The sequence below is a fragment of the Pantoea sp. USMM079 genome, assembly GCF_037153115.1.
GTDB lineage: Bacteria > Pseudomonadota > Gammaproteobacteria > Enterobacterales > Enterobacteriaceae > Pantoea > Pantoea communis.
The window spans coordinates 37,166-59,739 of sequence record NZ_JBBCKX010000032.1; the positions used below are offsets into that span (position 1 = coordinate 37,166).

Annotated in this window: 22 protein-coding genes; 17 read left to right on the forward strand and 5 right to left on the reverse strand. The window is 54.9% G+C overall.

What is annotated here, in order from left to right; translation table 11 throughout:
* Positions 1-132 precede the first annotated feature (132 nt).
* The 6 genes from phoB to proY all read left to right on the forward strand — a co-directional run bounded on the left by phoB (position 133) and on the right by proY (position 7,582).
* Positions 133-822, forward strand: a complete 690-nt coding sequence (phoB, locus tag WFP70_RS24795; RefSeq protein WP_034830536.1) for a phosphate response regulator transcription factor PhoB — start codon at positions 133-135, stop codon at positions 820-822.
* A gap of 15 nt (positions 823-837) precedes the next feature.
* Complete coding sequence (gene phoR / locus WFP70_RS24800; RefSeq protein WP_160867947.1) at positions 838-2,148, forward strand: phosphate regulon sensor histidine kinase PhoR; 1,311 nt, start codon at positions 838-840, stop codon at positions 2,146-2,148.
* 91 nt (positions 2,149-2,239) lie between these two features.
* Positions 2,240-3,160, forward strand: coding sequence for a PstS family phosphate ABC transporter substrate-binding protein (locus WFP70_RS24805; RefSeq protein WP_045833908.1), 921 nt, complete (start codon positions 2,240-2,242; stop codon positions 3,158-3,160).
* Positions 3,161-3,333: 173 nt separating this feature from the next.
* Complete coding sequence (locus WFP70_RS24810) at positions 3,334-4,437, forward strand: cobalamin-independent methionine synthase II family protein (RefSeq protein WP_058961453.1); 1,104 nt, start codon at positions 3,334-3,336, stop codon at positions 4,435-4,437.
* 402 nt (positions 4,438-4,839) lie between these two features.
* A complete protein-coding gene (gene brnQ, locus WFP70_RS24815; protein WP_160867946.1) occupies positions 4,840-6,159 on the forward strand; it encodes a branched-chain amino acid transporter carrier protein BrnQ in 1,320 nt (439 codons plus the stop codon).
* 67 nt (positions 6,160-6,226) lie between these two features.
* Positions 6,227-7,582, forward strand: a complete 1,356-nt coding sequence (gene proY, locus WFP70_RS24820) for a proline-specific permease ProY (RefSeq protein ID WP_160867945.1) — start codon at positions 6,227-6,229, stop codon at positions 7,580-7,582.
* Between the two features lie 127 nt (positions 7,583-7,709).
* Here the strand turns inward: proY and WFP70_RS24825 are convergent, their stop codons facing one another.
* From WFP70_RS24825 to WFP70_RS24835, 3 genes are all read right to left on the reverse strand, one after another.
* Positions 7,710-9,662, reverse strand: a complete 1,953-nt coding sequence (locus WFP70_RS24825) for an acyltransferase family protein (RefSeq protein ID WP_337024696.1) — start codon at positions 9,660-9,662, stop codon at positions 7,710-7,712.
* Between the two features lie 282 nt (positions 9,663-9,944).
* A complete protein-coding gene (locus WFP70_RS24830) occupies positions 9,945-10,754 on the reverse strand; it encodes an inositol monophosphatase family protein (RefSeq protein WP_160833999.1) in 810 nt (269 codons plus the stop codon).
* A 164-nt stretch (positions 10,755-10,918) separates the two neighbouring features.
* Entirely contained in the window at positions 10,919-11,500 is a 582-nt protein-coding gene (locus WFP70_RS24835) for an ACP phosphodiesterase (RefSeq protein WP_337024695.1), read from the reverse strand.
* 105 nt (positions 11,501-11,605) lie between these two features.
* On the opposite strand from WFP70_RS24835, the gene queA reads away from it, so the two are divergent.
* The 5 genes from queA to secF are packed head-to-tail and all read left to right on the forward strand — an operon-like array spanning position 11,606 to position 17,049.
* Positions 11,606-12,676 (forward strand): tRNA preQ1(34) S-adenosylmethionine ribosyltransferase-isomerase QueA, encoded by a 1,071-nt coding sequence (gene queA / locus WFP70_RS24840; protein ID WP_058961447.1) that lies wholly within the window; start codon positions 11,606-11,608, stop codon positions 12,674-12,676.
* A gap of 38 nt (positions 12,677-12,714) precedes the next feature.
* Positions 12,715-13,839 (forward strand): tRNA guanosine(34) transglycosylase Tgt, encoded by a 1,125-nt coding sequence (gene tgt, locus WFP70_RS24845; protein WP_034831015.1) that lies wholly within the window; start codon positions 12,715-12,717, stop codon positions 13,837-13,839.
* 25 nt (positions 13,840-13,864) lie between these two features.
* Positions 13,865-14,197: a preprotein translocase subunit YajC gene (gene yajC, locus WFP70_RS24850; protein ID WP_034831018.1), complete on the forward strand. Its 333-nt coding sequence runs from the start codon at positions 13,865-13,867 to the stop codon at positions 14,195-14,197.
* 25 nt (positions 14,198-14,222) lie between these two features.
* A complete protein-coding gene (gene secD, locus WFP70_RS24855) occupies positions 14,223-16,070 on the forward strand; it encodes a protein translocase subunit SecD (RefSeq protein WP_160867942.1) in 1,848 nt (615 codons plus the stop codon).
* Positions 16,071-16,080: 10 nt separating this feature from the next.
* Entirely contained in the window at positions 16,081-17,049 is a 969-nt protein-coding gene (secF, locus tag WFP70_RS24860) for a protein translocase subunit SecF (RefSeq protein ID WP_038648607.1), read from the forward strand.
* A 59-nt stretch (positions 17,050-17,108) separates the two neighbouring features.
* On the opposite strand, the gene WFP70_RS24865 is transcribed toward secF, so the two are convergent.
* Both WFP70_RS24865 and lysM read right to left on the reverse strand, forming a co-directional pair.
* Entirely contained in the window at positions 17,109-17,672 is a 564-nt protein-coding gene (locus tag WFP70_RS24865) for a DUF3251 domain-containing protein (protein ID WP_337024694.1), read from the reverse strand.
* 15 nt (positions 17,673-17,687) lie between these two features.
* Positions 17,688-18,125, reverse strand: coding sequence for a peptidoglycan-binding protein LysM (gene lysM, locus WFP70_RS24870; RefSeq protein WP_045833917.1), 438 nt, complete (start codon positions 18,123-18,125; stop codon positions 17,688-17,690).
* Between the two features lie 172 nt (positions 18,126-18,297).
* Here lysM and nrdR point away from each other — a divergent pair, with 172 nt between their 5' ends.
* The 6 genes from nrdR (at position 18,298) to pgpA (ending at position 22,360) form a co-directional block, all read left to right on the forward strand.
* Complete coding sequence (gene nrdR, locus WFP70_RS24875; protein ID WP_034831027.1) at positions 18,298-18,747, forward strand: transcriptional regulator NrdR; 450 nt, start codon at positions 18,298-18,300, stop codon at positions 18,745-18,747.
* A 3-nt stretch (positions 18,748-18,750) separates the two neighbouring features.
* Positions 18,751-19,854, forward strand: a complete 1,104-nt coding sequence (gene ribD / locus WFP70_RS24880; protein WP_337024693.1) for a bifunctional diaminohydroxyphosphoribosylaminopyrimidine deaminase/5-amino-6-(5-phosphoribosylamino)uracil reductase RibD — start codon at positions 18,751-18,753, stop codon at positions 19,852-19,854.
* 93 nt (positions 19,855-19,947) lie between these two features.
* Positions 19,948-20,418 carry a 6,7-dimethyl-8-ribityllumazine synthase gene (gene ribH / locus WFP70_RS24885; RefSeq protein WP_160867938.1) on the forward strand — a complete coding sequence of 157 codons (471 nt, stop codon included), beginning with the start codon at positions 19,948-19,950 and terminating at the stop codon, positions 20,416-20,418.
* Between the two features lie 19 nt (positions 20,419-20,437).
* Entirely contained in the window at positions 20,438-20,857 is a 420-nt protein-coding gene (gene nusB / locus WFP70_RS24890) for a transcription antitermination factor NusB (protein ID WP_038648596.1), read from the forward strand.
* A gap of 47 nt (positions 20,858-20,904) precedes the next feature.
* Positions 20,905-21,882, forward strand: a complete 978-nt coding sequence (gene thiL, locus WFP70_RS24895; protein ID WP_034831036.1) for a thiamine-phosphate kinase — start codon at positions 20,905-20,907, stop codon at positions 21,880-21,882.
* Positions 21,872-22,360 (forward strand): phosphatidylglycerophosphatase A, encoded by a 489-nt coding sequence (pgpA, locus tag WFP70_RS24900; protein WP_034831038.1) that lies wholly within the window; start codon positions 21,872-21,874, stop codon positions 22,358-22,360. Before thiL ends, pgpA begins: the two co-directional genes overlap by 11 nt.
* Positions 22,361-22,574: the final 214 nt, after the last annotated feature.

Consider the following 22,574-nt stretch of genomic DNA (forward strand, 5'->3'; position numbering starts at 1 on the left):
CGATAATCGTTGTCACATTTCTGTTTTATCACTATCTATCATAGGGAGGGTTTTTCATAAAAGTGTCATAAAACTGACGCATAATGGCGCCGCAAATCCCAGTGACCTATTGTCACAAAAGCAGGAGTTATAATGGCTAAGCGCATTTTGGTTGTGGAAGACGAAGCTCCCATCCGTGAAATGTTATGTTTCGTGCTGGAACAGAATGATTACCAGCCTATTGAGGCAGAAGACTATGACAGCGCGATTGGTAAGCTGATCGAACCCTGGCCTGATTTAATTCTGCTGGATTGGATGTTGCCTGGCGGCAGCGGTATTCAGTTTATTAAACATTTGAAACGTGAAGCCATGACGCGCGACATCCCGGTGATGATGCTGACGGCACGCGGTGAAGAAGAGGATCGCGTACGCGGTCTGGAAGTCGGCGCCGATGACTACATCACTAAGCCTTTCTCACCGAAAGAGCTGATGGCACGTATCAAAGCGGTGATGCGCCGTATTTCACCGATGGCGGTGGAAGAGGTGATTGAGATGCAGGGCCTGAGCCTGGATCCTTCCTCACATCGCGTGATGTCGGAAAGTACCCCGCTGGAAATGGGACCCACCGAATATAAATTACTGCACTTCTTTATGACGCACCCGGAGCGTGTTTACAGCCGCGAACAGCTGCTGAACCATGTATGGGGCACCAACGTCTACGTGGAAGATCGTACCGTTGATGTGCATATCCGTCGTTTACGTAAAGCACTGGAAGTATCTGGCCACGATCGCATGGTTCAAACCGTACGCGGAACAGGGTATCGTTTCTCTGCCCGCTACTAAACGGAGTCTTTTACCGTGCTGGAACGACTCTCCTGGAAGAGATTATTGACTGAGCTGGCGCTGGTCTGTTTGCCCGCGCTGGTGCTTGGTCTGTTGTTCGGTTATCTGCCCTGGCTACTGCTGATCGCGGTGTCGGGTGTGATGTTTTGGCACTTTAGAAATCTGATGCGTCTGTCGCACTGGCTGTGGGTCGATCGTTCCATGACGCCGCCCGCCGGTCGCGGTAGCTGGGAGCCCTTGTTCTACGGCTTGTACCAGATGCAACTGCGTAACCGCCGTCGACGTCGCGAGCTGGGTAACCTGATTAAGCGCTTTCGTAGCGGCGCGGAATCCCTGCCGGATGCAGTGATCCTGACCACCGAAGAGGGCACCATTTTCTGGTGCAACGGGCTGGCACAACAGCATCTCGGGCTGCGCTGGCCGGAAGATAATGGCCAGAACATCCTCAACTTGCTGCGCTATCCTGAGTTTTCCCGCTATATTCGCCAACGCGATTTTGACAAGCCGCTGACGCTGGTGCTGAACAATCAACATCATATGGAATTCCGTGTGATGCCCTATAGCGAAGGGCAGTGGTTGATGGTGGCGCGCGATGTCACGCAAATGCACCAGCTGGAAGGGGCGCGGCGTAACTTCTTTGCCAACGTCAGTCATGAACTGCGTACGCCGTTAACGGTGCTGCAGGGCTATCTGGAGATGATGGACGATGCGACGATGAACGAGCGCACACGCGGCAAGGCGTTGCACACCATGCAGGAGCAAACGCGTCGCATGGATAGCCTGGTGAAACAGCTGCTGACCTTGTCGCGTATCGAGGCCGCACCGGCTATCGATCTCAAAGAGACGGTGGATGTTCCGGGCATGCTGCAACTGTTGCAGCGCGAGGCGGAAACGCTCAGCCAGGGCCGGCACAGCATTCATTTCCGCACCGATCCGCACCTCAAAGTCTTCGGTAATGATGAACAGCTGCGCAGCGCCATTTCCAATCTGGTGTACAACGCGGTGAATCACACGCCGGAAGGGACGCGCCTCGATATCAGCTGGCTGCGTAACAAAGAGGGCGCGGAGTTCAAAGTGTGCGATAACGGACCGGGGATCAGCGAGGAGCATCTGCCGCGCCTCACCGAGCGTTTCTATCGGGTGGATAAAGCCCGATCGCGCGCCACCGGGGGCAGTGGCTTAGGGTTGGCGATCGTTAAGCATGCATTGAGCCACCATAATGCACGGCTGGAAATCACCAGTATTCCGCATCAGGAAACCTGTTTTAGTTTCGTGCTGCCGCCACGTTTGATTGTGGCGAAGAGCGTGCACAGTAAGGTCAGTTAAGCACGATGAAGTGGCGCAATTGATTGCGTGATGAATCGCGGCGCGACAGAATGTGCAGTTCAATGTCCTGACCTGATTTGCGGAAGACCTGATGAGATCGCTGTTGCTGTTCACGTTGCTGCTGTGCTCTACGCTGGCACAAAGCCAACAAACCATGCTCACCGGCAATTTGAGCAGCGTCGGTTCCGATACCCTCGGCTATCTGATGACCTTATGGGGCGAGGATTTCAGCCGCCAGTCACCGGGCGTTAACGTTCAGGTACAGGCGGCTGGATCCTCAACCGCACCCACCGCGCTGGCGGCAGGCGCTGCCCAGCTCGGGGCGATGAGCCGCCCGATGCAAATTGATGAACGCCAACTGTTTACCACGCGCTACGGCTATCCCCCGCTGGCGGTGCCGGTGGCGATGGATGCGCTGGTGGTGGTGGTCAATCAGGACAACCCGCTAACGCGTATCGATCAACCGCAACTCGATGCCCTTTTTTCTGTCACTCGTCTGTGTGGTGCGCACTCGGTGCCGCAGCACTGGGGCGATCTTGGCCTCAACCAGGGAGATTGGGCGCGACGCAGTATTCAGCGTTTTGGCCGTAATTCGGCATCAGGTACCTGGGGCTTCTTCAAACAGCAGGCGCTGTGTAAAGGGGATTTCCGCTCGGACGTCGCGGAGTTTCCCGGCTCGGCGGCGGTGGTGCAGGCCGTTGCGGCAACACCCAACAGCATTGGTTATGCCAGTTTTGGTTTTCACTTAAGCGGCGTGAAGATGGTGCCCATCGTCACTGCCAGCGGCGATAGCGTGATGCCGGACGCCGAAACCATTCGCAGCGGCCGCTATCCGTGGTCGCGTCCGCTCTATATTTACGTCAATAAAGCGCCGGGCAAACCGCTGCCGCCGCTGGTGAATGCGTTCCTGCATCAGGTGTTATCACCTGAAGGGCAGCGCCGGGTAACTGAGGCCGGTTATTTGCCACTTTCCGAAAGCCAGATGGCCCAGGCACGTGCCGCCATTGAGTAAAATGGAAGAACGAGCACCCGATCATGAATTTTATTCACGTCACCTGAATTTTCTTCCATTGCCCAATTTGTTTCAGCATGTCACTCTTTCTGGACATTTAGCCATCCAGATGGCTATAAATAACCGGGTGAAATTATACCCTGACGCAATTATGCGTTTAGCCAGGAGTGAACATGCCACAACAACAACCGTTCCGTGCCGATACCGTCGGCAGTTTTCTGCGTCCTGCGGCGATCAAGCAAGCGCGCGTGCAGTTTGCCAATGGCGAGATCACGGCTGAGCAGCTGCGTCAGGTAGAAGATAAAGAAATCCGCCACGTGGTCGAGCAGCAGCGCGCTAACGGCCTGCAAGTGGTCACCGACGGCGAGTTCCGTCGCGCCTGGTGGCACTTTGACTTCTTTGGCGATCTGCAAGGCGTTGAGCTATTTGAAGCGGAGCAGGGCATCCAGTTCAACGGCGTGCAAACCAAAGCGCACGGCGTGAAAGTCACCGGCAAGGTGGCCTTTAATCCACATCACCCGATGCTGGATCACTTCCGCTTCCTGAAAAGCATTGCGGGCGACGCCGTGGCGAAAATGACCATCCCAAGCCCAAGCGTGCTGCACTTCCGTGGTGGCCGTAAAGTGATCGATGCCACCGTCTATCCCGATCTGAAAGAGTACTTTGCTGACCTGGCGCAGACATACAAAGATGCGATCGCGGCTTTCTACGCGGCGGGCTGCCGTTTTCTGCAGCTGGATGACACTGTTTGGGCTTACCTGTGCTCTTCGGATCAGCAGCAGCAGATCCGTGAGCGCGGTGAAGATCCGCAGGAACTGGCGCGTATTTACGCTGAGGTGCTGAACAAAGCGCTGGAAGATAAACCGGCTGACCTGACCATTGGTCTGCATGTGTGCCGCGGCAACTTCCGCTCAACCTGGATTTCCGAAGGTGGCTATGAGCCGGTGGCCGAGATTCTGTTTGGTCAGGTGAATATCGATGCTTACTTCCTCGAATATGACAACGAGCGTTCCGGTGGTTTTGAGCCGCTGCGCTTTATCAAACCCGGTCATCAGCAAGTGGTATTGGGTCTGATCACGACTAAGAACGGTGAACTGGAAGATCCGGAGCAGGTGAAAGCGCGCCTGCAGGAAGCTTCTCAGTTTGTGAGCCTGAACCAGATTTGCCTCAGCCCACAATGTGGCTTTGCCTCGACAGAAGAGGGCAACAGCCTGACGGAAGCGCAGCAGTGGCAGAAGATTCGTCTGGTGGTCGATATCGCCAATCAGGTGTGGTGATGCTGTAAACTTGTGCAAACAGGCGCGTAAATCGCGCCTTTTGTGCATTTAAGAGCCCGGTTTTGCGAGGAGATCTCCCGTGATGCGGAAACTTTAAGCAAATCATCTGAGGTGTTTTCACGCTATTCCCCGCTGATAAACTGCTTTGCGTCACTTTCTTGTTATATCCTTCTGGTTTTCCGATCCCGTATTGCCTTTCTTCGCTATAAACGTTTTAATTTGCGCCGTTGTCGATTTATCCCTCTGCGAACAGAAGAAAAGTAGATTAAATCACCTGCGCTTTAACGATTAGGCCCGCATAACGCTCTGAACTCATCAGATAAGCCTTTGTTTTTGTGCATGCAGAGGACAACACGCACTCAACTTCCACCGCAACATCAGCTACAGGCAGTACAGAAGTTTATGACACATCGTTTAACCTCCAAGGATATCCTGGCGCTGGGCTTCATGACGTTTGCCCTGTTCGTAGGCGCAGGAAACATTATCTTTCCACCGATGGTGGGGATTCAGTCTGGCGAACACGTCTGGGTTGCCGCTTTCGGCTTTCTGATTACGGCCGTTGGCTTGCCGGTGATGACCGTTATCGCCCTGGCGCGCGTGGGCGGCGGCATTGATGCCCTCAGCTCGCCAATTGGTAAAGCCGCAGGTCTGCTGCTGGCAACGGTTTGCTATCTGGCAGTGGGCCCACTGTTCGCCACGCCGCGTACGGCGACCGTGTCGTTTGAAGTGGGGATTGCTCCGCTGACCGGTGATGGCGCGCTGCCGCTGTTTATCTACAGCCTGATTTATTTTGCGCTGGTGATTGGCATTTCCCTGTATCCTGGCAAATTGCTGGACACCGTCGGCCACTTCCTCGCTCCGCTGAAAATCGTGGCGCTGACCATTCTCGGTCTGGCAGCACTGCTGTGGCCGGCCGGTGGTATCGCGCCTGCTACGGCTGATTACCAGCGTGCGGCCTTCTCCAGCGGCTTCGTTAACGGTTATCTGACCATGGATACGCTGGGTGCGCTGGTGTTTGGTATTGTTATCGTCAATGCGGCACGTTCTCGTGGCGTTGAAGATGCGAAACTGCTGACCCGTTACACCATGCTGGCGGGCGTGATTGCCGGTGTTGGCTTGACGCTGGTTTACCTGAGCCTGTTCAAACTCGGTTCTGGCAGTGCTGGCCTGGTTGATCAGAATGCCAATGGTGCAGCGATTCTGCATGCGTATGTGCAGCAGACCTTTGGCGGCATGGGCAGCTTCTTCCTGGCAGCACTGATCTTCGTGGCCTGCATGGTGACGGCGGTTGGCCTGACCTGCGCCTGTGCGGAATTCTTTGCGCAATACCTGCCGTTGTCGTATAAAGCGCTGGTGTTTATTCTGGGTCTGTTCTCCATGGTGGTGTCGAATCTCGGCCTGAGCCACCTGATTCAGATCTCGATTCCGGTGCTGACGGCGATTTATCCACCGTGCATCGTGCTGGTGGTGCTGAGCTTCACCCTGAAATGGTGGAATAAGAGCGCACGTATTATCGCGCCAACCATGCTGGTGAGCCTGCTGTTTGGCATCGTTGATGCCATCAAAACCACCAATTTTAAAGATGTGCTGCCGCTGTTCAGCCAGCACCTGCCGCTGGCCGATCAGGGACTCTCCTGGTTGCCGCCATCGTTGGTGATGCTGGTGATTGCCGCGGTGGTCGATCGGGCAAAAGGACGCGAACAGGTCGCTGCCCACTCGTAATCGACATTGCTGTTAATTTCAACCACGGGCTTGCCCGTGGTTTTTTCATTTACAAGGTATTGGTGTTATGCAAGAAACCAACAAGCTCAAACGCGGACTGAGCACGCGCCACATCCGTTTTATGGCGCTGGGATCGGCAATCGGTACCGGGCTGTTTTACGGCTCGGCGGATGCGATCAAAATGGCAGGCCCCAGCGTGCTGCTGGCGTACATCATCGGCGGTGCGGTGGCGTACATCATCATGCGTGCCTTGGGTGAGATGTCAGTGAATAACCCGCAGGCCAGCTCGTTTTCGCGCTACGCGCAGGACTATCTGGGGCCGTTAGCAGGTTACATCACCGGCTGGACCTACTGTTTTGAAATCCTGATTGTGGCGATTGCCGACGTGACGGCTTTTGGTATCTACATGGGCGTGTGGTTCCCGGAAGTACCGCACTGGATTTGGGTGCTGTCGGTGGTGCTGATTATCGGTGCCATTAACCTGATGAGCGTGAAGGTGTTTGGTGAAGTCGAGTTCTGGTTCTCCTTCTTCAAAGTCGCCACCATTATCATCATGATCATCGCCGGTTTTGGCATGATTTTCTGGGGCATCGGCAACGGCGGTCAGCCTACGGGTATCCATAACCTGTGGACCAACGGCGGCTTCTTCGCTCACGGCATTGTCGGCATGCTGCTGTCACTGCAAATGGTGATGTTTGCCTATGGCGGCATTGAAATTATCGGTATCACCGCCGGTGAAGCGGAAGAGCCTGAGAAGTCGATTCCGCGCGCCATCAACTCGGTTCCGCTGCGCATTCTGGTGTTCTATGTCGGCACGCTGTTTGTCATCATGTCGATCTATCCGTGGAACCAGGTCGGCACCTCCGGCAGTCCTTTTGTGCTGACTTTCCAGCATCTGGGCATTGCGGCGGCGGCATCGATTCTTAACTTTGTGGTATTGACGGCGTCACTGTCGGCGATCAACAGCGACGTGTTTGGCGTCGGGCGTATGCTGCACGGCATGGCGCAGCAGGGCCATGCGCCGAAGATGTTCCAGAAGGTCTCGGATCGCGGGATTCCGTGGGTCACCGTGCTGGTGATGATGGTGGCGATGCTGATCGCCGTGTATCTCAACTACCTGATGCCGGAAAAAGTGTTCCTGGTGATCGCGTCGCTGGCGACCTTCGCCACGGTGTGGGTGTGGATCATGATTCTGCTGTCGCAAATCGCGTTTCGCCGCAAAATTGGCAAAGAGCAGGCGGGCAAGCTGCAATTCGCTCTGCCAGGCGGCAGCAAAACCGCCTGGATTGGCGTGGCTTTCCTGGTGTTCATCATTGCCTTGATCGGTTATTTCCCTGACACGCGCGTGTCGCTGTATGTTGGCTTCGCGTGGATTGTGCTGCTGTTGCTGGCCTGGCCGCTGGCGAAAAAGCGGAAAGCCTGATCATTCTGATGCGCATAACGGGTGGGATGTTTGCCCGTTAAGCGTGGAAGGATAGGTAGTGTTCAGGGCGGGAGAGATTCCCGCCCTGAGCTTTTAAGTATGATGAAAAGCTCAGGCCGAAGCACGACTACCAATTGCTACCCAACGCAATCTCTCCGCCCGCCGGGCTCAGGTGATTGTCATCATAATAGAGCGGCAATCCTCCGCTGGTGATCAAACAGCCCTGCTCATTACACAGATTCTCTCGCAGCGATAACACGCGTACGCCTTGTTGCTTATAGCGCTGCAATAATTTCTCCACGGCCTCTTCCGGGAACTGGAACAATCTGGTGCGCTCAGAGAGCAGCGGCGGAGCTTCCCACTTGCTCAGCCAGGCGCTCAGTTCGCGACGAATCGGGATATTACGGTTATTGCTGTAGCGCAGCGGGTCAACGTCCACTGAAGGCGCATCCTCTATTACCGTGACCTTTTTGCCCGCCTGAGTCAGCTGAGCCACCACGCGATCCATACCCGCTTGCAGCGCCTCAAGATTACTCTTTTCAGGATGATCGGTTTCGCGGAAACCGGCACCGGGCAACAGGCTCATACCCGATGCCCAATAGGCGCTGATCACCACTTCGTCCACCTTGTCGCTCAGCACCATCTTCAGCACTTCCTGATTAAAAGTGATGCATTGCTGCGCATGATGTGGCATTTGGCTCACCACGCGCGTGGCACCAATCAGAAACGGGCAGGAGGCTTTGGTGAGTTGATACAGCGGTTTATGCTGACGTTGTGCATAGCCCGACACCGAAGCACGTAGTGCGGCAGCGTGACTGTCGCCAATTAAGGCGATACCGGGGCGATCGATGTTTGGATGACACTCCTCATGCCTGGAGGGCAGGTTTGCCCCGTAATCAAGCAAGCACGGATTACGCTGCGCCGAAATTTTCCAGCTGTCCGCATTCACGACGAGTTCACTAACCCGCGATTTCATGCCCCCGGTTTGCCACAACAGCAGCATCGCACCCGCCGCAATCAGGGATGAGGCACAGTAGCCGGGGATCACCCAACGCGTGCCCATGCGCGTCTGGCGGAAGGGCTGCTCGACAAAGCGCCATGAAAACCAGGCCAGACCCAGCGCTGCACCGCAGATCATTAAACCTTGCCAGACGGTAAGGGGGTGATCGCTACAGATGCGCGCCAGACTTAGCAGCGGCCAGTGCCACAGGTACCAGGAATAAGAGATCTTGCCGATAAAGCGCATCAGCGGATTTTCTAACAGTAACTGGTTAAGCTCGCTGCGCGCACCGATCATCAGGCAACCCGCCAGCACGGGAATGATTGCCAACCAGCCCGGAAATTGGCTATGGCTACTAAGCAACAGGCTGGCGGCGATAATCATCATCCAGCCCAGCAGATTGAGCAGGCTGGCCGCTCGGCCGGTGAGGGGTTGTGGTTTCCACAGCGCCAGCAGCACACCGGCACCGAGTTCCCAGGCGCGGGTTGGCAACAGATAAAAGGCGTGGGTGGTGGCAAACGGTGTGATCCCGATACAGGCCACCAAAGAGATCACACTCAGTATCAGTACCACAGAGCGCATCGAACGTTTGAGTCGTACGGCCAAAAGCAGAATGAATGGCAGCACAATATAGAACTGTTCTTCTATTCCCAATGACCAGGTCATGAGCAGGGGATTTAAATCGGAATCGGTACTGAAATAGTCACCGCTCTTGAGTAGCAGCATATTGGGTACGGCGATAAATACCGCCAGGCTGTATTTGGCCAGCTGGCTGAACTCTAGCGGTGAGAGCAGGATGAAGCCCAGTAGCAGCAATATCGTCATCATGAAAAATAACGCGGGAGCGATACGTTTAATGCGGCGTAAATAGAATTGATAAAATGAGAAGCGACCCTCGGATATTTCCTTGCTGATAATACCGCCGATCAGAAAGCCGGAAATAACAAAGAAGAGGTCGACACCAATAAAGCCACCCTGCAGCGAGGTGACGCCGGAGTGAAAGAGTACCACCAGAATGATGGCGACGGCGCGCAGGCCGTCAATATCCGCCCGATAACGGTGAGAGGCATTCGCAGTCATAATTTAACCCAGAAGTTAGGATAAGAATGGTTATGCGTTCCAGAAAAAATAAATCGGCGCATCCTGTCGCCGAAAAAAGTTACAAAGGAGAAAAATGGGTATTACAAGGGATGATTGACGCTGACAGAATACGCGCTTTTAGCCGCTAAATATCAGGGCGGAAGAAAATTAGAATAATCGCAGATTAAGGTGGTATTTGTATTTACACCGCTGAAGCATAAATAGCGAAAAGATAAGCCCGGATTATCCTTCAGGCTTATCTTTCATGATGTGGTGAATCGGCTACAGGCTGATATGCGCGGGTAACAGTGCTTTGAGCTGAGGGTAGATAACGCTATTGGCGAGCAGCACAGGATTGCCCTGCTGCAGACCGTTGTGACCAAGGTAATCATTGGTTATGCCGCCGGCCTCACGCATCAATACAATACCGGGTAAACCGTCCCACGGATTCATATGCGCTTCGTAATAACCAATTAAACGACCAGCGGCGGCCCAGGCACTCATTAATGCGCCAGAGCCATTACGGATGAACATCCCGCCCTGTGACAGCAAGCCACCAATAAAGGTCGTCAACGGTTCCACCGGTTGGCTGTTGGAACTACTAATGCCGAGCACGCCCTGATTGAGATGCTGAGCGCTGTGCGCCTGAATGCGCTTTTCATTGACCCAGGCACCTTTACCGCGACAGGCATGGAAGGTCTCATGATGGTTGGGATCGCAGACCACGCCAATTACCGGCTCATTTTCACAGACAATCGCCAGTGACACGCACCAGTTATGTAATCCATTCAGGAAGTTACTGGTGCCATCAATCGGGTCAATCACCCAGACAAAGCGCGCACCTGTAGTTTCACCACCGCTTTCTTCACCCAGCACAGCATCATCGGGAAAGCGTTCGTAAATCAGGTGCTTGACCAATTCTTCCACGTTGCGGTCGGCTTCGCTAACCACATCCTGTAAATCCTTTTTATGCTCAATCACCAGTTGATGACGCTGCTGATACCAGGATAAAGCGCGGCTGGCTGCAGTTTTAGCGACATCACAGGCAAAGTGATAACGCGCGTCAAGTTCGGTTAGCGTAGCTGATGACATCTTTCCCTCTTATCATTTTCTGGCAAACGAAGTGACAAAAAACGCCGAAACAGGCGACCTGGCGGTGTGACCTACTTAACAAAAGTTAAGAAAGGTTTCATTAAGCCGCAGATGACTGCGGCTGGCAAGAGGCGGAAATGCTGGGATTGTGAAAAAAAGCGGGTTTAGAGTTGCTGGTGGCGCGCAGCGTCCATCAGGCGCGGATAGAACTGGAAGAACAGCGGTTCAAGTTGCTGATAATGATCGACAAAATCCTGATAGGAGTCGCGCAGTGCTGCCAGACGCGGGCGGCGATGTGCCATACCGCTCAATACGCGGGCCAGCCGCGTTGGTTCGGCATAGTGCTCAAACCAGCGCTCGCGCCACATCACCGAATTGAGTTCGATGAATCCTTCTGGCGTGCCGGGCAGTTGCGGCATGATTTCACGCTCGGCTGCCGCCGTGAACGCGACCAGCGATTGGGAAGGGCGCAGCTGGTCCCAGTGCAGCGCGAGGAAGTGATCCCAGATGACATCCAACGTGATGGGCGCAACGCGACGAGTTTCAGCGCGAAAGAATTGCCGCGCTTCACGCACTTCCGGCAGGTTATCCGTCAAAACATCCAGTCGGCGATGCATAGCGATGCCCGCCACAACCGGTTCCGGCCATTGCGATTGCACATTGCCGCGCACGAAGTCGGCCATCAGATTGCCCAGCAGGGAGCTGTCTGCCAGCTGTGCGAGGTGAAGGTGAGCGAGAAAGTTCATGGCGCATTATAGGCAGAATCACAGATATGCAGCCAGTTGTTCAGAATTTGCCGCTTTTCCGCTAAACTATGCCGCCTGTTTTTTGAGTCCTGAAAGAAGTGATGCATGCGTGTAGCCGATTTTGCTTTTGAGTTGCCAGAATCTTTGATCGCCCACTATCCGCAGGCGCAGCGCAGCGGTTGCCGCTTGCTGGCGCTGGATGGCCCAAGTGGGGCGTTAAGCCATGAAGTGTTTACCGACGTACTGGATAAACTCAATCCGGGCGACCTGCTGGTGTTTAACAATACCCGCGTGATCCCGGCGCGTGTCTTCGGCCGAAAAGCCAGTGGCGGCAAAATCGAGATGCTGGTGGAGCGCATGCTGGATGACAAACGCGTGCTGGCGCATGTGCGTGCCTCGAAAGCGCCGAAGCCGGGTGCAGAGCTGCTGCTGGGCGATGACGAAAGCGTCAAAGCCACCATGGTCGCGCGCCACGATACGCTGTTTGAAATCGAATTTGCCGATGACCGCGCAGTGCTGGATATCCTTAACAGCGTCGGTCATATGCCGCTGCCGCCGTATATTGATCGTCCGGACGAAGAAGCGGATCGCGAACTTTATCAAACCGTTTACAGTGCGCGTCCGGGTGCGGTAGCCGCACCGACCGCCGGTTTGCATTTTGATGAACCGTTGCTGGACGCGCTGCGCGCGAAAGGCATCGAAATGGCATTTGTCACGCTGCACGTTGGCGCAGGTACCTTCCAGCCGGTGCGCGTCGAGAACATCAATGACCACATCATGCACTCTGAGTATGCCGAAGTGCCGCAGGATGTGGTGGATGCGGTGCTGGCGTGTAAAGCGCGTGGCAACAAAGTGGTCGCGGTGGGCACCACCTCCGTGCGTTCTCTGGAGAGCGCGGCGCAGGCGGCTCAGGATGCGCTGATTGCACCCTTCTTCGACGACACGCAAATCTTCATCTATCCGGGCTATCACTATCAGGTGATTGATGCGCTGATCACCAATTTCCACCTGCCGGAATCGACGCTGATTATGCTGGTGTCGGCATTTGCCGGTTACAAAAATACCATGGCGGCTTACCAAAGCGCGGTGGCAGAGCAGTACCGTTTCTTTAGCTACGGGGATGCCATGTACATCACCCGTAATCCACAGGCTCCTGACGAAGTGGTTGGAGCTTAATAATCAGACTGTTTCTCTGATTATCTAATGAGGTCAATGTGAAATTTGAATTAGATACCACCGACGGGCGCGCGCGCCGTGGCCGTTTGGTGTTCGATCGTGGTGTGGTGGAAACCCCGGCATTCATGCCTGTGGGCACCTACGGCACCGTAAAGGGCATGACGCCGGAAGAAGTGAAAGACACCGGTGCGCAGATCCTGCTCGGTAATACCTTCCACCTGTGGCTGCGCCCGGGCCAGGAGATCATGAAACTGCACGGTGACCTGCACGATTTCATGAACTGGCAGGGACCGATCCTCACTGACTCCGGCGGCTTCCAGGTGTTCAGCCTCGGTGACATTCGTAAGATCACCGAAGCGGGCGTGCATTTCCGTAACCCGATCAACGGCGACCCGATTTTCCTCGATCCGGAAAAATCGATGGAAATTCAGTACGACCTCGGTTCAGACGTGGTGATGATTTTCGACGAGTGTACGCCGTATCCAGCAGACTGGGATTACGCCAAACGTTCGATGGAGATGTCACTGCGCTGGGCGCAGCGTAGCCGCGATCGCTTTGATTCACTCGGGAATAAAAATGCGCTGTTCGGCATTATTCAGGGCGGTGTTTACGAAGATTTACGAGATGTCTCGGTTAAAGGTCTGGTAGATATCGGCTTTGATGGGTACGCTGTGGGCGGCCTGGCGGTGGGTGAACCTAAAGAGGACATGCACCGTATCCTGGAACACGTCTGTCCGCAAATTCCGCAAGATAAACCGCGTTATTTGATGGGCGTCGGCAAGCCAGAAGATCTGGTGGAAGGCGTTCGCCGCGGTATCGATATGTTTGACTGCGTCATGCCAACGCGTAATGCGCGTAATGGTCACCTGTTTGTGACCGATGGCGTGGTGAAAATCCGTAACGCCAGGTATAAAGATGACACAACAACGCTGGATGCGGAGTGCGATTGTTACACCTGTCGCAATTATAGCCGCGCCTACTTGTATCATCTTGATCGTTGTAACGAAATACTGGGCGCTCGTCTGAATACGATTCACAATCTGCGCTATTACCAGCGTCTGATGGCGGGTTTACGTAAGGCCATCGAAGAGGGTAAATTAGAGCACTTTGTTAGCGAGTTCTACCAACGGACGGGTAAAGCGGTTCCACCGTTAAACGTCTGATAATTCTATCAATGAGGGAAATTTAATGAGCTTTTTCATTTCTGACGCCGTTGCCGCAGCAGGCGCTCCGTCTCAGGGAAGTCCTTATTCTCTGGTGATCATGCTGGTGGTGTTTGGTCTGATCTTCTATTTCATGATTCTGCGCCCGCAGCAGAAACGTTCTAAAGATCACAAGAAGCTGATGGATTCCATCTCTAAAGGTGATGAAGTGTTGACCAGCGGTGGCCTGGTAGGTCGTGTGACCAAAGTGGCTGACAACGGCTACGTTTCTATCGCCCTGAACGACACCACTGAAGTAGTTGTAAAACGTGATTTCGTGGCCGCCGTTCTGCCGAAAGGTACTATGAAGGCGCTGTAATTTTTTCTTCCCGAAGGGAACTGCCGTGTTAAACCGTTATCCTTTGTGGAAGTACATCATGCTGGTCGTCGTGATTCTCGTCGGCCTGCTCTATGCGCTTCCTAACCTTTATGGAGAGGATCCGGCCGTTCAGATCACTGGTGCGCGCGGTGGCGCCGCCAGTGAACAGACGTTGGATCAGGTCCAGACTTTATTAAAACAAGATAATATCCAGAGCAAATCCCTCGCTCTGGAAAATGGCGCCATTCTGGCCCGTTTTGACAATCAGGATGCACAGCTGCGCGCGCGTGATGCCATCACTACCGCGTTGGGCGACAACTATGTTGTGGCACTCAACCTCGCGCCGGCAACCCCGCGCTGGCTGACCATGCTGGCTGCACAGCCGATGAAACTCGGTCTTGATCTGCGTGGCGGCGTACACTTCCTGATGGAAGTGGATATGGATACCGCTCTGGGCAAGCTGCAAGAGCAGAATGCCGATGGCCTGCGCAGTGACCTGCGCGACAAAAGCATCCCGTATACCAACGTCAATAAAATCGCTAACTACGGTGTAGAAGTGCGTTTCCGCGACGGTGCCAGCCGTGATGCGGCGATCAGCTACCTGTCACCGCGTCATCGCGATCTGGTGATCTCCAGCGTCGGCAGCGATACGCTGCGTGCGGTGATGACCGATGCGCGTCTGAGCGAAGCCCGTGAGTATGCGGTTCAGCAGAACATCAATATCTTGCGTAACCGTGTGAACCAGCTTGGCGTTGCCGAGCCACTGGTGCAGCGCCAGGGTTCTGACCGCATCGTGGTGGAACTGCCGGGTATTCAGGACACGGCGCGTGCCAAAGAGATTCTGGGTGCCACTGCGACCCTGGAATTCCGTCTGGTAAACACCACCGTTGATCCAACTGCCGCGGCGAGTGGCCGTGTGCCGGGTGATTCGGAAGTGAAAGAGACGCGTGAAGGCCAGCCAGTGGTGCTGTACAAGCGTGTGATTCTGACCGGTGACCATATTACCGATTCGACGTCCAGCATGGACGAGTACAACCAGCCGCAGGTGAACATTTCACTGGATGGCGCGGGCGGTAACATGATGTCGAACTTCACCAAGGACAACATCGGTAAAGCGATGGCGACCCTGTTTGTGGAGTACAAGGACAGCGGTAAGAAAGACGCCAACGGTCGTGCAATCCTGGTGAAACAGGAGCAAGTGATTAACGTGGCGAACATTCAGTCGCGCCTCGGTAACAGCTTCCGCATCACCGGTATCAACAACCCGAACGAAGCGCGTCAGCTGTCGCTGCTGCTGCGTGCCGGTGCGTTGATCGCGCCAATTCAGATTGTGGAAGAGCGTACCATTGGTCCAACGATGGGCCAGCAGAACATCACTCAGGGTCTCGAAGCCTGCTTGTGGGGTCTGATCGCGTCCATTCTGTTTATGGTGGTGTTCTATAAGAAATTTGGTTTGATTGCGACCAGCGCGCTGCTGTGCAACCTGGTGCTGATTGTCGGCATCATGTCACTGCTGCCGGGTGCGACCCTCACCATGCCGGGTATTGCCGGTATCGTGTTGACGCTGGCGGTTGCTGTCGATGCCAACGTGTTGATTAACGAACGTATTAAAGAAGAACTGCGTAACGGACGCTCGGTACAGCAGGCGATTCACGAAGGCTACAAAGGCGCCTTCTCCAGTATCGTCGACGCCAACGTCACTACGCTGATCAAAGTTATCATTCTTTATGCGGTCGGTACCGGCTCCATTAAAGGCTTTGCGATCACCACCGCTATCGGTATCGCGACCTCAATGTTCACCGCTATCGTCGGCACCCGTGCCATCGTTAACCTGGTTTACGGCGGCAAACGCATCAACAAGCTGTCCATCTGAGGAGTGCGTTGTGGCACAGGAATATAGTATTGAGCAGCTGAACCACGGGCGTAAGGTCGTCGACTTTATGCGCTGGGATACGCTGGCATTCATCATCTCCGGTCTGCTGATTGTGGCGTCTATCGCCATTATCGGTGTGCGAGGCTTCAACTGGGGCCTCGACTTTACCGGCGGAACGGTGATTGAGATTAACCTGGAAAAACCGGCCGATCTGGACGCACTGCGTGAAGGTTTGGTGAAAGCGGGCTTCCAGGAGCCGCTGGTGCAGAACTTTGGCAGCAGCCGTGACGTGATGGTGCGTATGCCGCCAGCCACCGGTGCAGCAGGTCAGGAGCTCGGCAACAAAGTCGTGACCTCCATCAATGAGACGACGCAGCAGAACGCGACCGTGAAGCGCATTGAGTTCGTCGGCCCAAGCGTGGGTAGCGATCTGGCGCAAGCCGGTGCGATGGCGCTGCTGTCGGCACTGATTGCGATTCTGATCTATATCGGCTTCCGCTTTGAGTGGCGTCTGGCGCTGGGTACCGTGCTGGCACTGGCGCATGACGTCATCATCACCTGCGGCATTCTGGCGTTATCACACATTGAGATCGACCTGACGATTGTCGCGTCACTGATGTCGGTGATTGGTTACTCGCTTAACGATAAAATCGTGGTTTCCGACCGTATTCGTGAGAACTTCCGCAAAATTCGTCGCGGTTCTTCCTACGATATTACTAACGTGTCGCTGACCCAGACGTTGAGCCGTACCCTGATCACCTCGCTGACCACGCTGGCGATGATTCTGATTCTGTTCATCTTTGGTGGTGCGCTGCTGAAAGGCTTCTCGCTGACCATGCTGATCGGTGTCACCATCGGTACCGTTTCATCTATCTATGTTTCTTCTGCTCTGGCATTGAAACTGGGTATGAAGCGTGAACACATGCTGGTGCAGAAAGTGGAGAAAGAGGGCGCAGATCAGCCTTCGATCCTGCCTTAATTCTGCTGATGAAATGAAACGGGCTGCCTAAGGGCAGCCCGTTTTTTTATGCCTGCTGATCAGGGCGCGGTTTTGGTGGCTGCTGTGCTCTGCACATCATGCACGCGCACAAAGCCGAGTTGCTCCGGCGTCAGTCCGCTCAGGCGCAGCGGCACTGTTACCGAACTGCGTGGCATCAGACTCGCCTCAACCTGAATGGTCTGGCTCAGACTTTCCGCATTCAGCGGTTTGCCACTGGCTGGATCCAGCTCACCCCATACCACGGTGGCGCTCAGCGCGGGGATCGGCTGGTCATCGGTGGAACGGATATTCAGGTTGGCGCGACTACCACTGGCTTCCCCCTCGACGCGAGACAGTGACAGGCGCAATTTGCCCACCTGCGTCTGTAACTCGACGGGAGTGTTGGCTTGCGGCAACAGCCATGCCCCCTGGGTCGATTGCCCATTGAGTTGACCCTGAATTTCCAGCGCCGTTGCCTGATTGGTGAGCTTGCGCATCTGCTGGTTAAGCTGGCTGACTTCCTGATGTAACTCTTTGACCTGCGGTGAAGTCGGCGTTGAACTACAACCATTGAGCACCAGCAGCGAAAGTGCGGCGGGCGCCCAAAACGTCCTGATCGTCATGCATTGTCCTTTCTGTTATTTCGGAATACGTAATACCTGTCCGGGGTAGATCTTATCAGGATGTGTCAGCATTGGCTTGTTTGCTGCGAAAATCTTGTTGTATTCATTGGGATTCCCGTAGACCTGTTTGGAAATCGCGCTTAGGGTGTCGCCTTTTTTCACCGTATAGAAATCGGCTTCTGGCGCACTGTCGGTGACGGTGACCTTGTCATCGACCTTGGTAATCCCTGCCACGTTACCGGCGGCCACCAGGATTTTCTCCTTCAGCTCCTGTGAAATGCCATCACCGCTCACGGTAACGGTGTCGCCTTGCACATCGACTTTGACTTTATCGCTGTCAGGTAAGCCGAGTTGATTAATATGATCCTGTAGTTTTTTGCTGGGATCGTCAGCGCCGGTGACGGCATCCCATAACTTTTCACCTGCTTCTTTCACGAAATTGAACAGACCCATGTGACCTCCTGCAAATGTGCCGGATTGGCTGTTTAAGCTTAGTGGCTTTTCTTGTTTACAGAGCGTGACATCCTGCGTCTGTGAGCCAGGCGGTGATTCGGTCGCGTGTATTCAGTTGCTTTGAAGATCGCGCTACACTGTGTGGCCTATTTATCTCGCGACAGGAAACGTCATGCATTGCCCCTTCTGCTCCGCTGTGGACACCAAAGTGATTGATTCTCGCCTGGTCAGTGAAGGTTCATCGGTGCGTCGCCGCCGCCAGTGTCTGGTGTGCCATGAGCGTTTTACCACCTTTGAAGTGGCTGAGCTGGTGATGCCGCGCGTGGTGAAAAGCAACGATGTGCGTGAACCCTTTAACGAAGATAAGCTCGCCAGCGGCATGATGAAGGCGCTGGAGAAGCGCCCGGTGAGCGCTGATGCGGTGGATAACGCCGTCAACCACATTAAAACGCAACTGCGGGCCACTGGCGAGCGCGAAATTCCCAGCAAGCTGGTCGGTAATCTGGTGATGGAAGAGCTGAAGAAGCTCGATAAAGTCGCCTATATCCGTTTTGCTTCTGTATACCGCAGTTTCGAAGATATCCGTGATTTTGGCGAAGAGATCGCCCGCTTACAGGACTAAGCCATGACTGACGAACGCTACATGGCGCGCGCGCTGGAACTGGCGCGTCGCGGACGTTTTACCACCACACCCAATCCTAATGTTGGCTGCGTGATTGTGCGCGACGGCGAGATTGTCGGCGAAGGCTGGCATCACCGTGCGGGCGAGCCGCATGCTGAAGTGCACGCGCTGCGCATGGCGGGTGAAAAAGCTAAAGGTGCGACCGCCTATGTCACGCTGGAGCCCTGCAGCCATCATGGCCGCACGCCGCCGTGTTGCGATGCGTTGATCGCTGCGGGCGTCAGTCGCGTGGTGGCGGCAATGCAGGATCCCAATCCGCAAGTGGCGGGACGCGGCTTGTATCGTTTGCAGCAGGCCGGGATTGAAGTCAGCCACGGCTTAATGATGAGCGAAGCTGAAGCATTGAATCGTGGTTTTCTGAAACGTATGCGCACTGGCTTCCCGTGGATTCAGCTCAAACTCGGCGCATCCCTTGATGGGCGCACCGCGATGGCCAGTGGTGAAAGTCAATGGATCACCTCGGCGGCGGCAAGGCGCGATGTGCAACAATTACGTGCCCAGAGTTCGGCTATTCTTACCTCCAGCGCCACCGTGCTGGCAGACGATCCGTCATTAACGGTGCGCTGGGGCGAACTGAATGAAGATGCACGCCAGCAGCTGGATGAAGCCACGCTGCGTCAGCCGGTTCGCGTGGTGATTGATAGCCAACAGCGTGTGACGCCGCAACATCGACTGATGAGTCAGTCGGGCGAAACCTGGCTGATGCGCAGTGAAATCGATCAGCAAACCTGGCCAGACAGCGTCAGCCAGATTGCGGTGCCGCTGCGCGGAGAGCAACTGGATCTGGTGGCGATGATGATGTTACTCGGCCAGCGTCAGATTAACTCGGTGTGGGTTGAGGCCGGTGCCGGTTTAGCCGGTGCGCTGTTGCAGGTTGGACTGGTCGATGAACTTATTGTCTATGTGGCACCGAAACTACTGGGCAATGCGGCACGCGGCCTGTGTGAACTGCCTGGGCTGGAACGATTGTCCGATGCGCCAGAGCTGAAGTTTAGTGACGTACGCAAGGTTGGCGCGGACCTGCGACTGACCCTGACGCCCGCTTAAGCACCCACTGAAAAGCCTGAGCGCGTTGTCGAAGAGTATGATAGAATCCGCCCCCTTCTGCGGGGCCATAAATCAAACACCCAAAGGATATGTATGAAAGTTATCGAAGCTCCTGTTGCCGCGCCTGATGCTCACATTGCCATCGTCATTGCGCGTTTTAACAACTTCATTAATGACAGCCTGCTGGATGGCGCGGTCGATGCGCTGAAGCGTATTGGCCAGGTCAAAGCAGAAAACATCACTGTGGTCTGGGTTCCAGGCGCTTACGAACTGCCTCTGGCAGCGCGCGCACTGGCAAAAGCCGGTAAGCACGATGCAATCGTGGCTCTGGGAACCGTGATCCGTGGCGGCACCGCCCACTTCGAATATGTGGCAGGTGAAGCCAGCTCTGGCATTGCCAACGTGGCGATGACCAGCGAGATTCCGGTGACTTTCGGCGTGTTAACCACCGAAAACATCGAGCAGGCGATTGAACGCGCCGGCACCAAAGCAGGTAATAAAGGCGCCGAAGCGGCCCTGACTGCACTCGAAATGATTAACGTATTGAAAGCCATCAAAGCCTGATTTTTGGAAGGGGAATTTTGTGAAACCTGCTGCTCGTCGTCGCGCCCGTGAGTGCGCTGTCCAGGCGCTTTACTCCTGGCAGCTGTCGAACAACGACATTGCCGATGTGGAATACCAGTTTCTGGCGGAACAAGACGTCAAAGACGTCGATATTAGCTATTTCCGCGAATTGCTGGCCGGTGTGGCGACTAACAGCGCGTACCTGGACGGTCTGATGAAGCCTTACCTGTCACGTCAGCTGGAAGAGCTGGGTCAGGTAGAAAAAGCCATTCTGCGTCTTTCGCTGTATGAGCTGAGCAAACGTTCTGATGTGCCTTATAAAGTGGCCATCAACGAAGGCATCGAACTGGCCAAAGTGTTTGGCGCCGAAGACAGCCACAAGTTTGTCAACGGCGTGCTGGATAAAGCAGCCCCACAAATTCGACCCAATAAAAAATAAATGCGAAAGGCCGGTTTACCGGCCTTTTTCTCATTGAGACCTGACTTATGTCCTGTGGTGAATTCGAACTGATCGCACGTTATTTTAACCGCGTTACCAGCTCCCGCCGCGATGTGGAGAAGGGAATTGGTGACGACTGTGCGTTACTGAACGTGCCCGAAAAACAGACGCTGGCCATTAGCACCGATACGTTGGTGGCGGGCGTGCACTTCCTGCGTGATATCCATCCTGCCGATCTGGGTTACAAAGCGCTGGCCGTGAATCTCAGTGATTTGGCGGCAATGGGTGCCGATCCGGCGTGGTTGACGCTGGCGATTACCTTGCCTGAAGTGAATGAAAGCTGGCTGGCCGCATTTAGCGACAGCCTGTTTGAGCTGCTGGATTACTACGATATGCAGCTGATTGGCGGTGATACCACGCGCGGACCGCTGAGCCTGACGTTGGGGATTCACGGTCTGGTGCCGACAGGACGCGCATTAAAGCGTTCGGGTGCCAAACCTGGCGACTGGATCTTTGTCACCGGTACGCTGGGTGACAGCGCGGCTGGCCTGTCGCTGCTACAACATCGTCATCGCCTGAACGATCCGGCTGTCCATGAAGTGTTGATCAAGCGCCATCTGCGCCCGATGCCACGCGTGTTGCAGGGCCAGGCGCTGCGCAATCTGGCGACCTCGGCGATCGATATCTCCGATGGTTTGATTGCCGATCTCGGCCATATTCTCACGGCGAGCCGCGTCGGTGCGCGCCTCAATCTGGAAGCGTTGCCGCTGTCTGCTGCGTTGCGCGATCATTTTGAGCCGGAACAGGTGCTGACCTGGGCGTTAAGTGGCGGCGAAGATTATGAGCTGTGCTTTACCGTGCCGGAAGTCAATCGTGGTGCGCTGGACGTGGCGCTGGGTCATCTTGGTGTGCCTTATACCTGCATCGGGCAGATTGCGCCTGAAGCCGACGGGTTGACGCTGCTGGAAAATGGCAAGCCACGTCGTTTTAATCACAAGGGATTTGATCACTTTAATGCGAAGTAAAGATGTAGCGAAAAGCCGCCTGCGCCTGAGCAATCCCTGGCATCTGTTGGCAACCGGTTTTGGCAGTGGCCTGAGCCCGATCATGCCGGGTACTGCCGGTTCGATTGCGGCGATTCCGTTTTGGTGGTTGATGACGTTTCTGCCACTGCAGATCTATTCTCTGCTGGTACTGATTGGTATCAGCGTGGGCGTTTATCTGTGCCATCGCACGGCGAAAGACATGGGTGTGCACGATCACGGCAGCATCGTCTGGGATGAGTTTATCGGCATGTGGATTACGCTGATGGCGATCCCAGCGATGAGCTGGCAGTGGGTGCTGGCCGGGTTTGTCATCTTCCGCATCTTCGATATGTGGAAACCCTGGCCGATTCGCTGGTTCGATCAGAACGTGCATGGCGGCATGGGCATTATGGTCGATGACATTATCGCGGGCGTGATATCAGCGGCGATTTTGTATGGATTGGGGCTGGTGCTTTAATTCGGCAGATGCGCCTAACTCACGTGCCCTCTGTCACAACGCGTACGAAAGCTTCAGAGCAAGCTGGTGCCGTTCAGGGGCTGGCAATCCGCAGCGCTGAACGGAATGAGTCTGCCAGGATAGCCCGCAGCTACCGTCTTGCACGTCAAGCCGCTACTGCGTAATTCTCGTCATATCTCTGCTGTTTCATCAGCACACCGAAGCAGATATGCAC

What these genes read in the sequence shown, in the direction of transcription:
- WFP70_RS24835 (WP_337024695.1), bottom strand. Translation starts at nt 11,500, where the DNA reads ATGAACTTTCTCGCTCACCTTCACCTCGCACAGCTGGCAGACAGCTCC.
- WFP70_RS24825 (WP_337024696.1), bottom strand. Translation starts at nt 9,662, where the DNA reads ATGACTGCGAATGCCTCTCACCGTTATCGGGCGGATATTGACGGCCTG.
- brnQ (WP_160867946.1), top strand. Translation starts at nt 4,840, where the DNA reads ATGACACATCGTTTAACCTCCAAGGATATCCTGGCGCTGGGCTTCATG.
- ribD (WP_337024693.1), top strand. Translation starts at nt 18,751, where the DNA reads ATGACTGACGAACGCTACATGGCGCGCGCGCTGGAACTGGCGCGTCGC.
- ribH (WP_160867938.1), top strand. Translation starts at nt 19,948, where the DNA reads ATGAAAGTTATCGAAGCTCCTGTTGCCGCGCCTGATGCTCACATTGCC.
- pgpA (WP_034831038.1), top strand. Translation starts at nt 21,872, where the DNA reads ATGCGAAGTAAAGATGTAGCGAAAAGCCGCCTGCGCCTGAGCAATCCC.
- WFP70_RS24830 (WP_160833999.1), bottom strand. Translation starts at nt 10,754, where the DNA reads ATGTCATCAGCTACGCTAACCGAACTTGACGCGCGTTATCACTTTGCC.
- nrdR (WP_034831027.1), top strand. Translation starts at nt 18,298, where the DNA reads ATGCATTGCCCCTTCTGCTCCGCTGTGGACACCAAAGTGATTGATTCT.
- lysM (WP_045833917.1), bottom strand. Translation starts at nt 18,125, where the DNA reads ATGGGTCTGTTCAATTTCGTGAAAGAAGCAGGTGAAAAGTTATGGGAT.
- thiL (WP_034831036.1), top strand. Translation starts at nt 20,905, where the DNA reads ATGTCCTGTGGTGAATTCGAACTGATCGCACGTTATTTTAACCGCGTT.
- WFP70_RS24810 (WP_058961453.1), top strand. Translation starts at nt 3,334, where the DNA reads ATGCCACAACAACAACCGTTCCGTGCCGATACCGTCGGCAGTTTTCTG.
- WFP70_RS24805 (WP_045833908.1), top strand. Translation starts at nt 2,240, where the DNA reads ATGAGATCGCTGTTGCTGTTCACGTTGCTGCTGTGCTCTACGCTGGCA.
- yajC (WP_034831018.1), top strand. Translation starts at nt 13,865, where the DNA reads ATGAGCTTTTTCATTTCTGACGCCGTTGCCGCAGCAGGCGCTCCGTCT.
- WFP70_RS24865 (WP_337024694.1), bottom strand. Translation starts at nt 17,672, where the DNA reads ATGACGATCAGGACGTTTTGGGCGCCCGCCGCACTTTCGCTGCTGGTG.
- proY (WP_160867945.1), top strand. Translation starts at nt 6,227, where the DNA reads ATGCAAGAAACCAACAAGCTCAAACGCGGACTGAGCACGCGCCACATC.
- queA (WP_058961447.1), top strand. Translation starts at nt 11,606, where the DNA reads ATGCGTGTAGCCGATTTTGCTTTTGAGTTGCCAGAATCTTTGATCGCC.
- phoB (WP_034830536.1), top strand. Translation starts at nt 133, where the DNA reads ATGGCTAAGCGCATTTTGGTTGTGGAAGACGAAGCTCCCATCCGTGAA.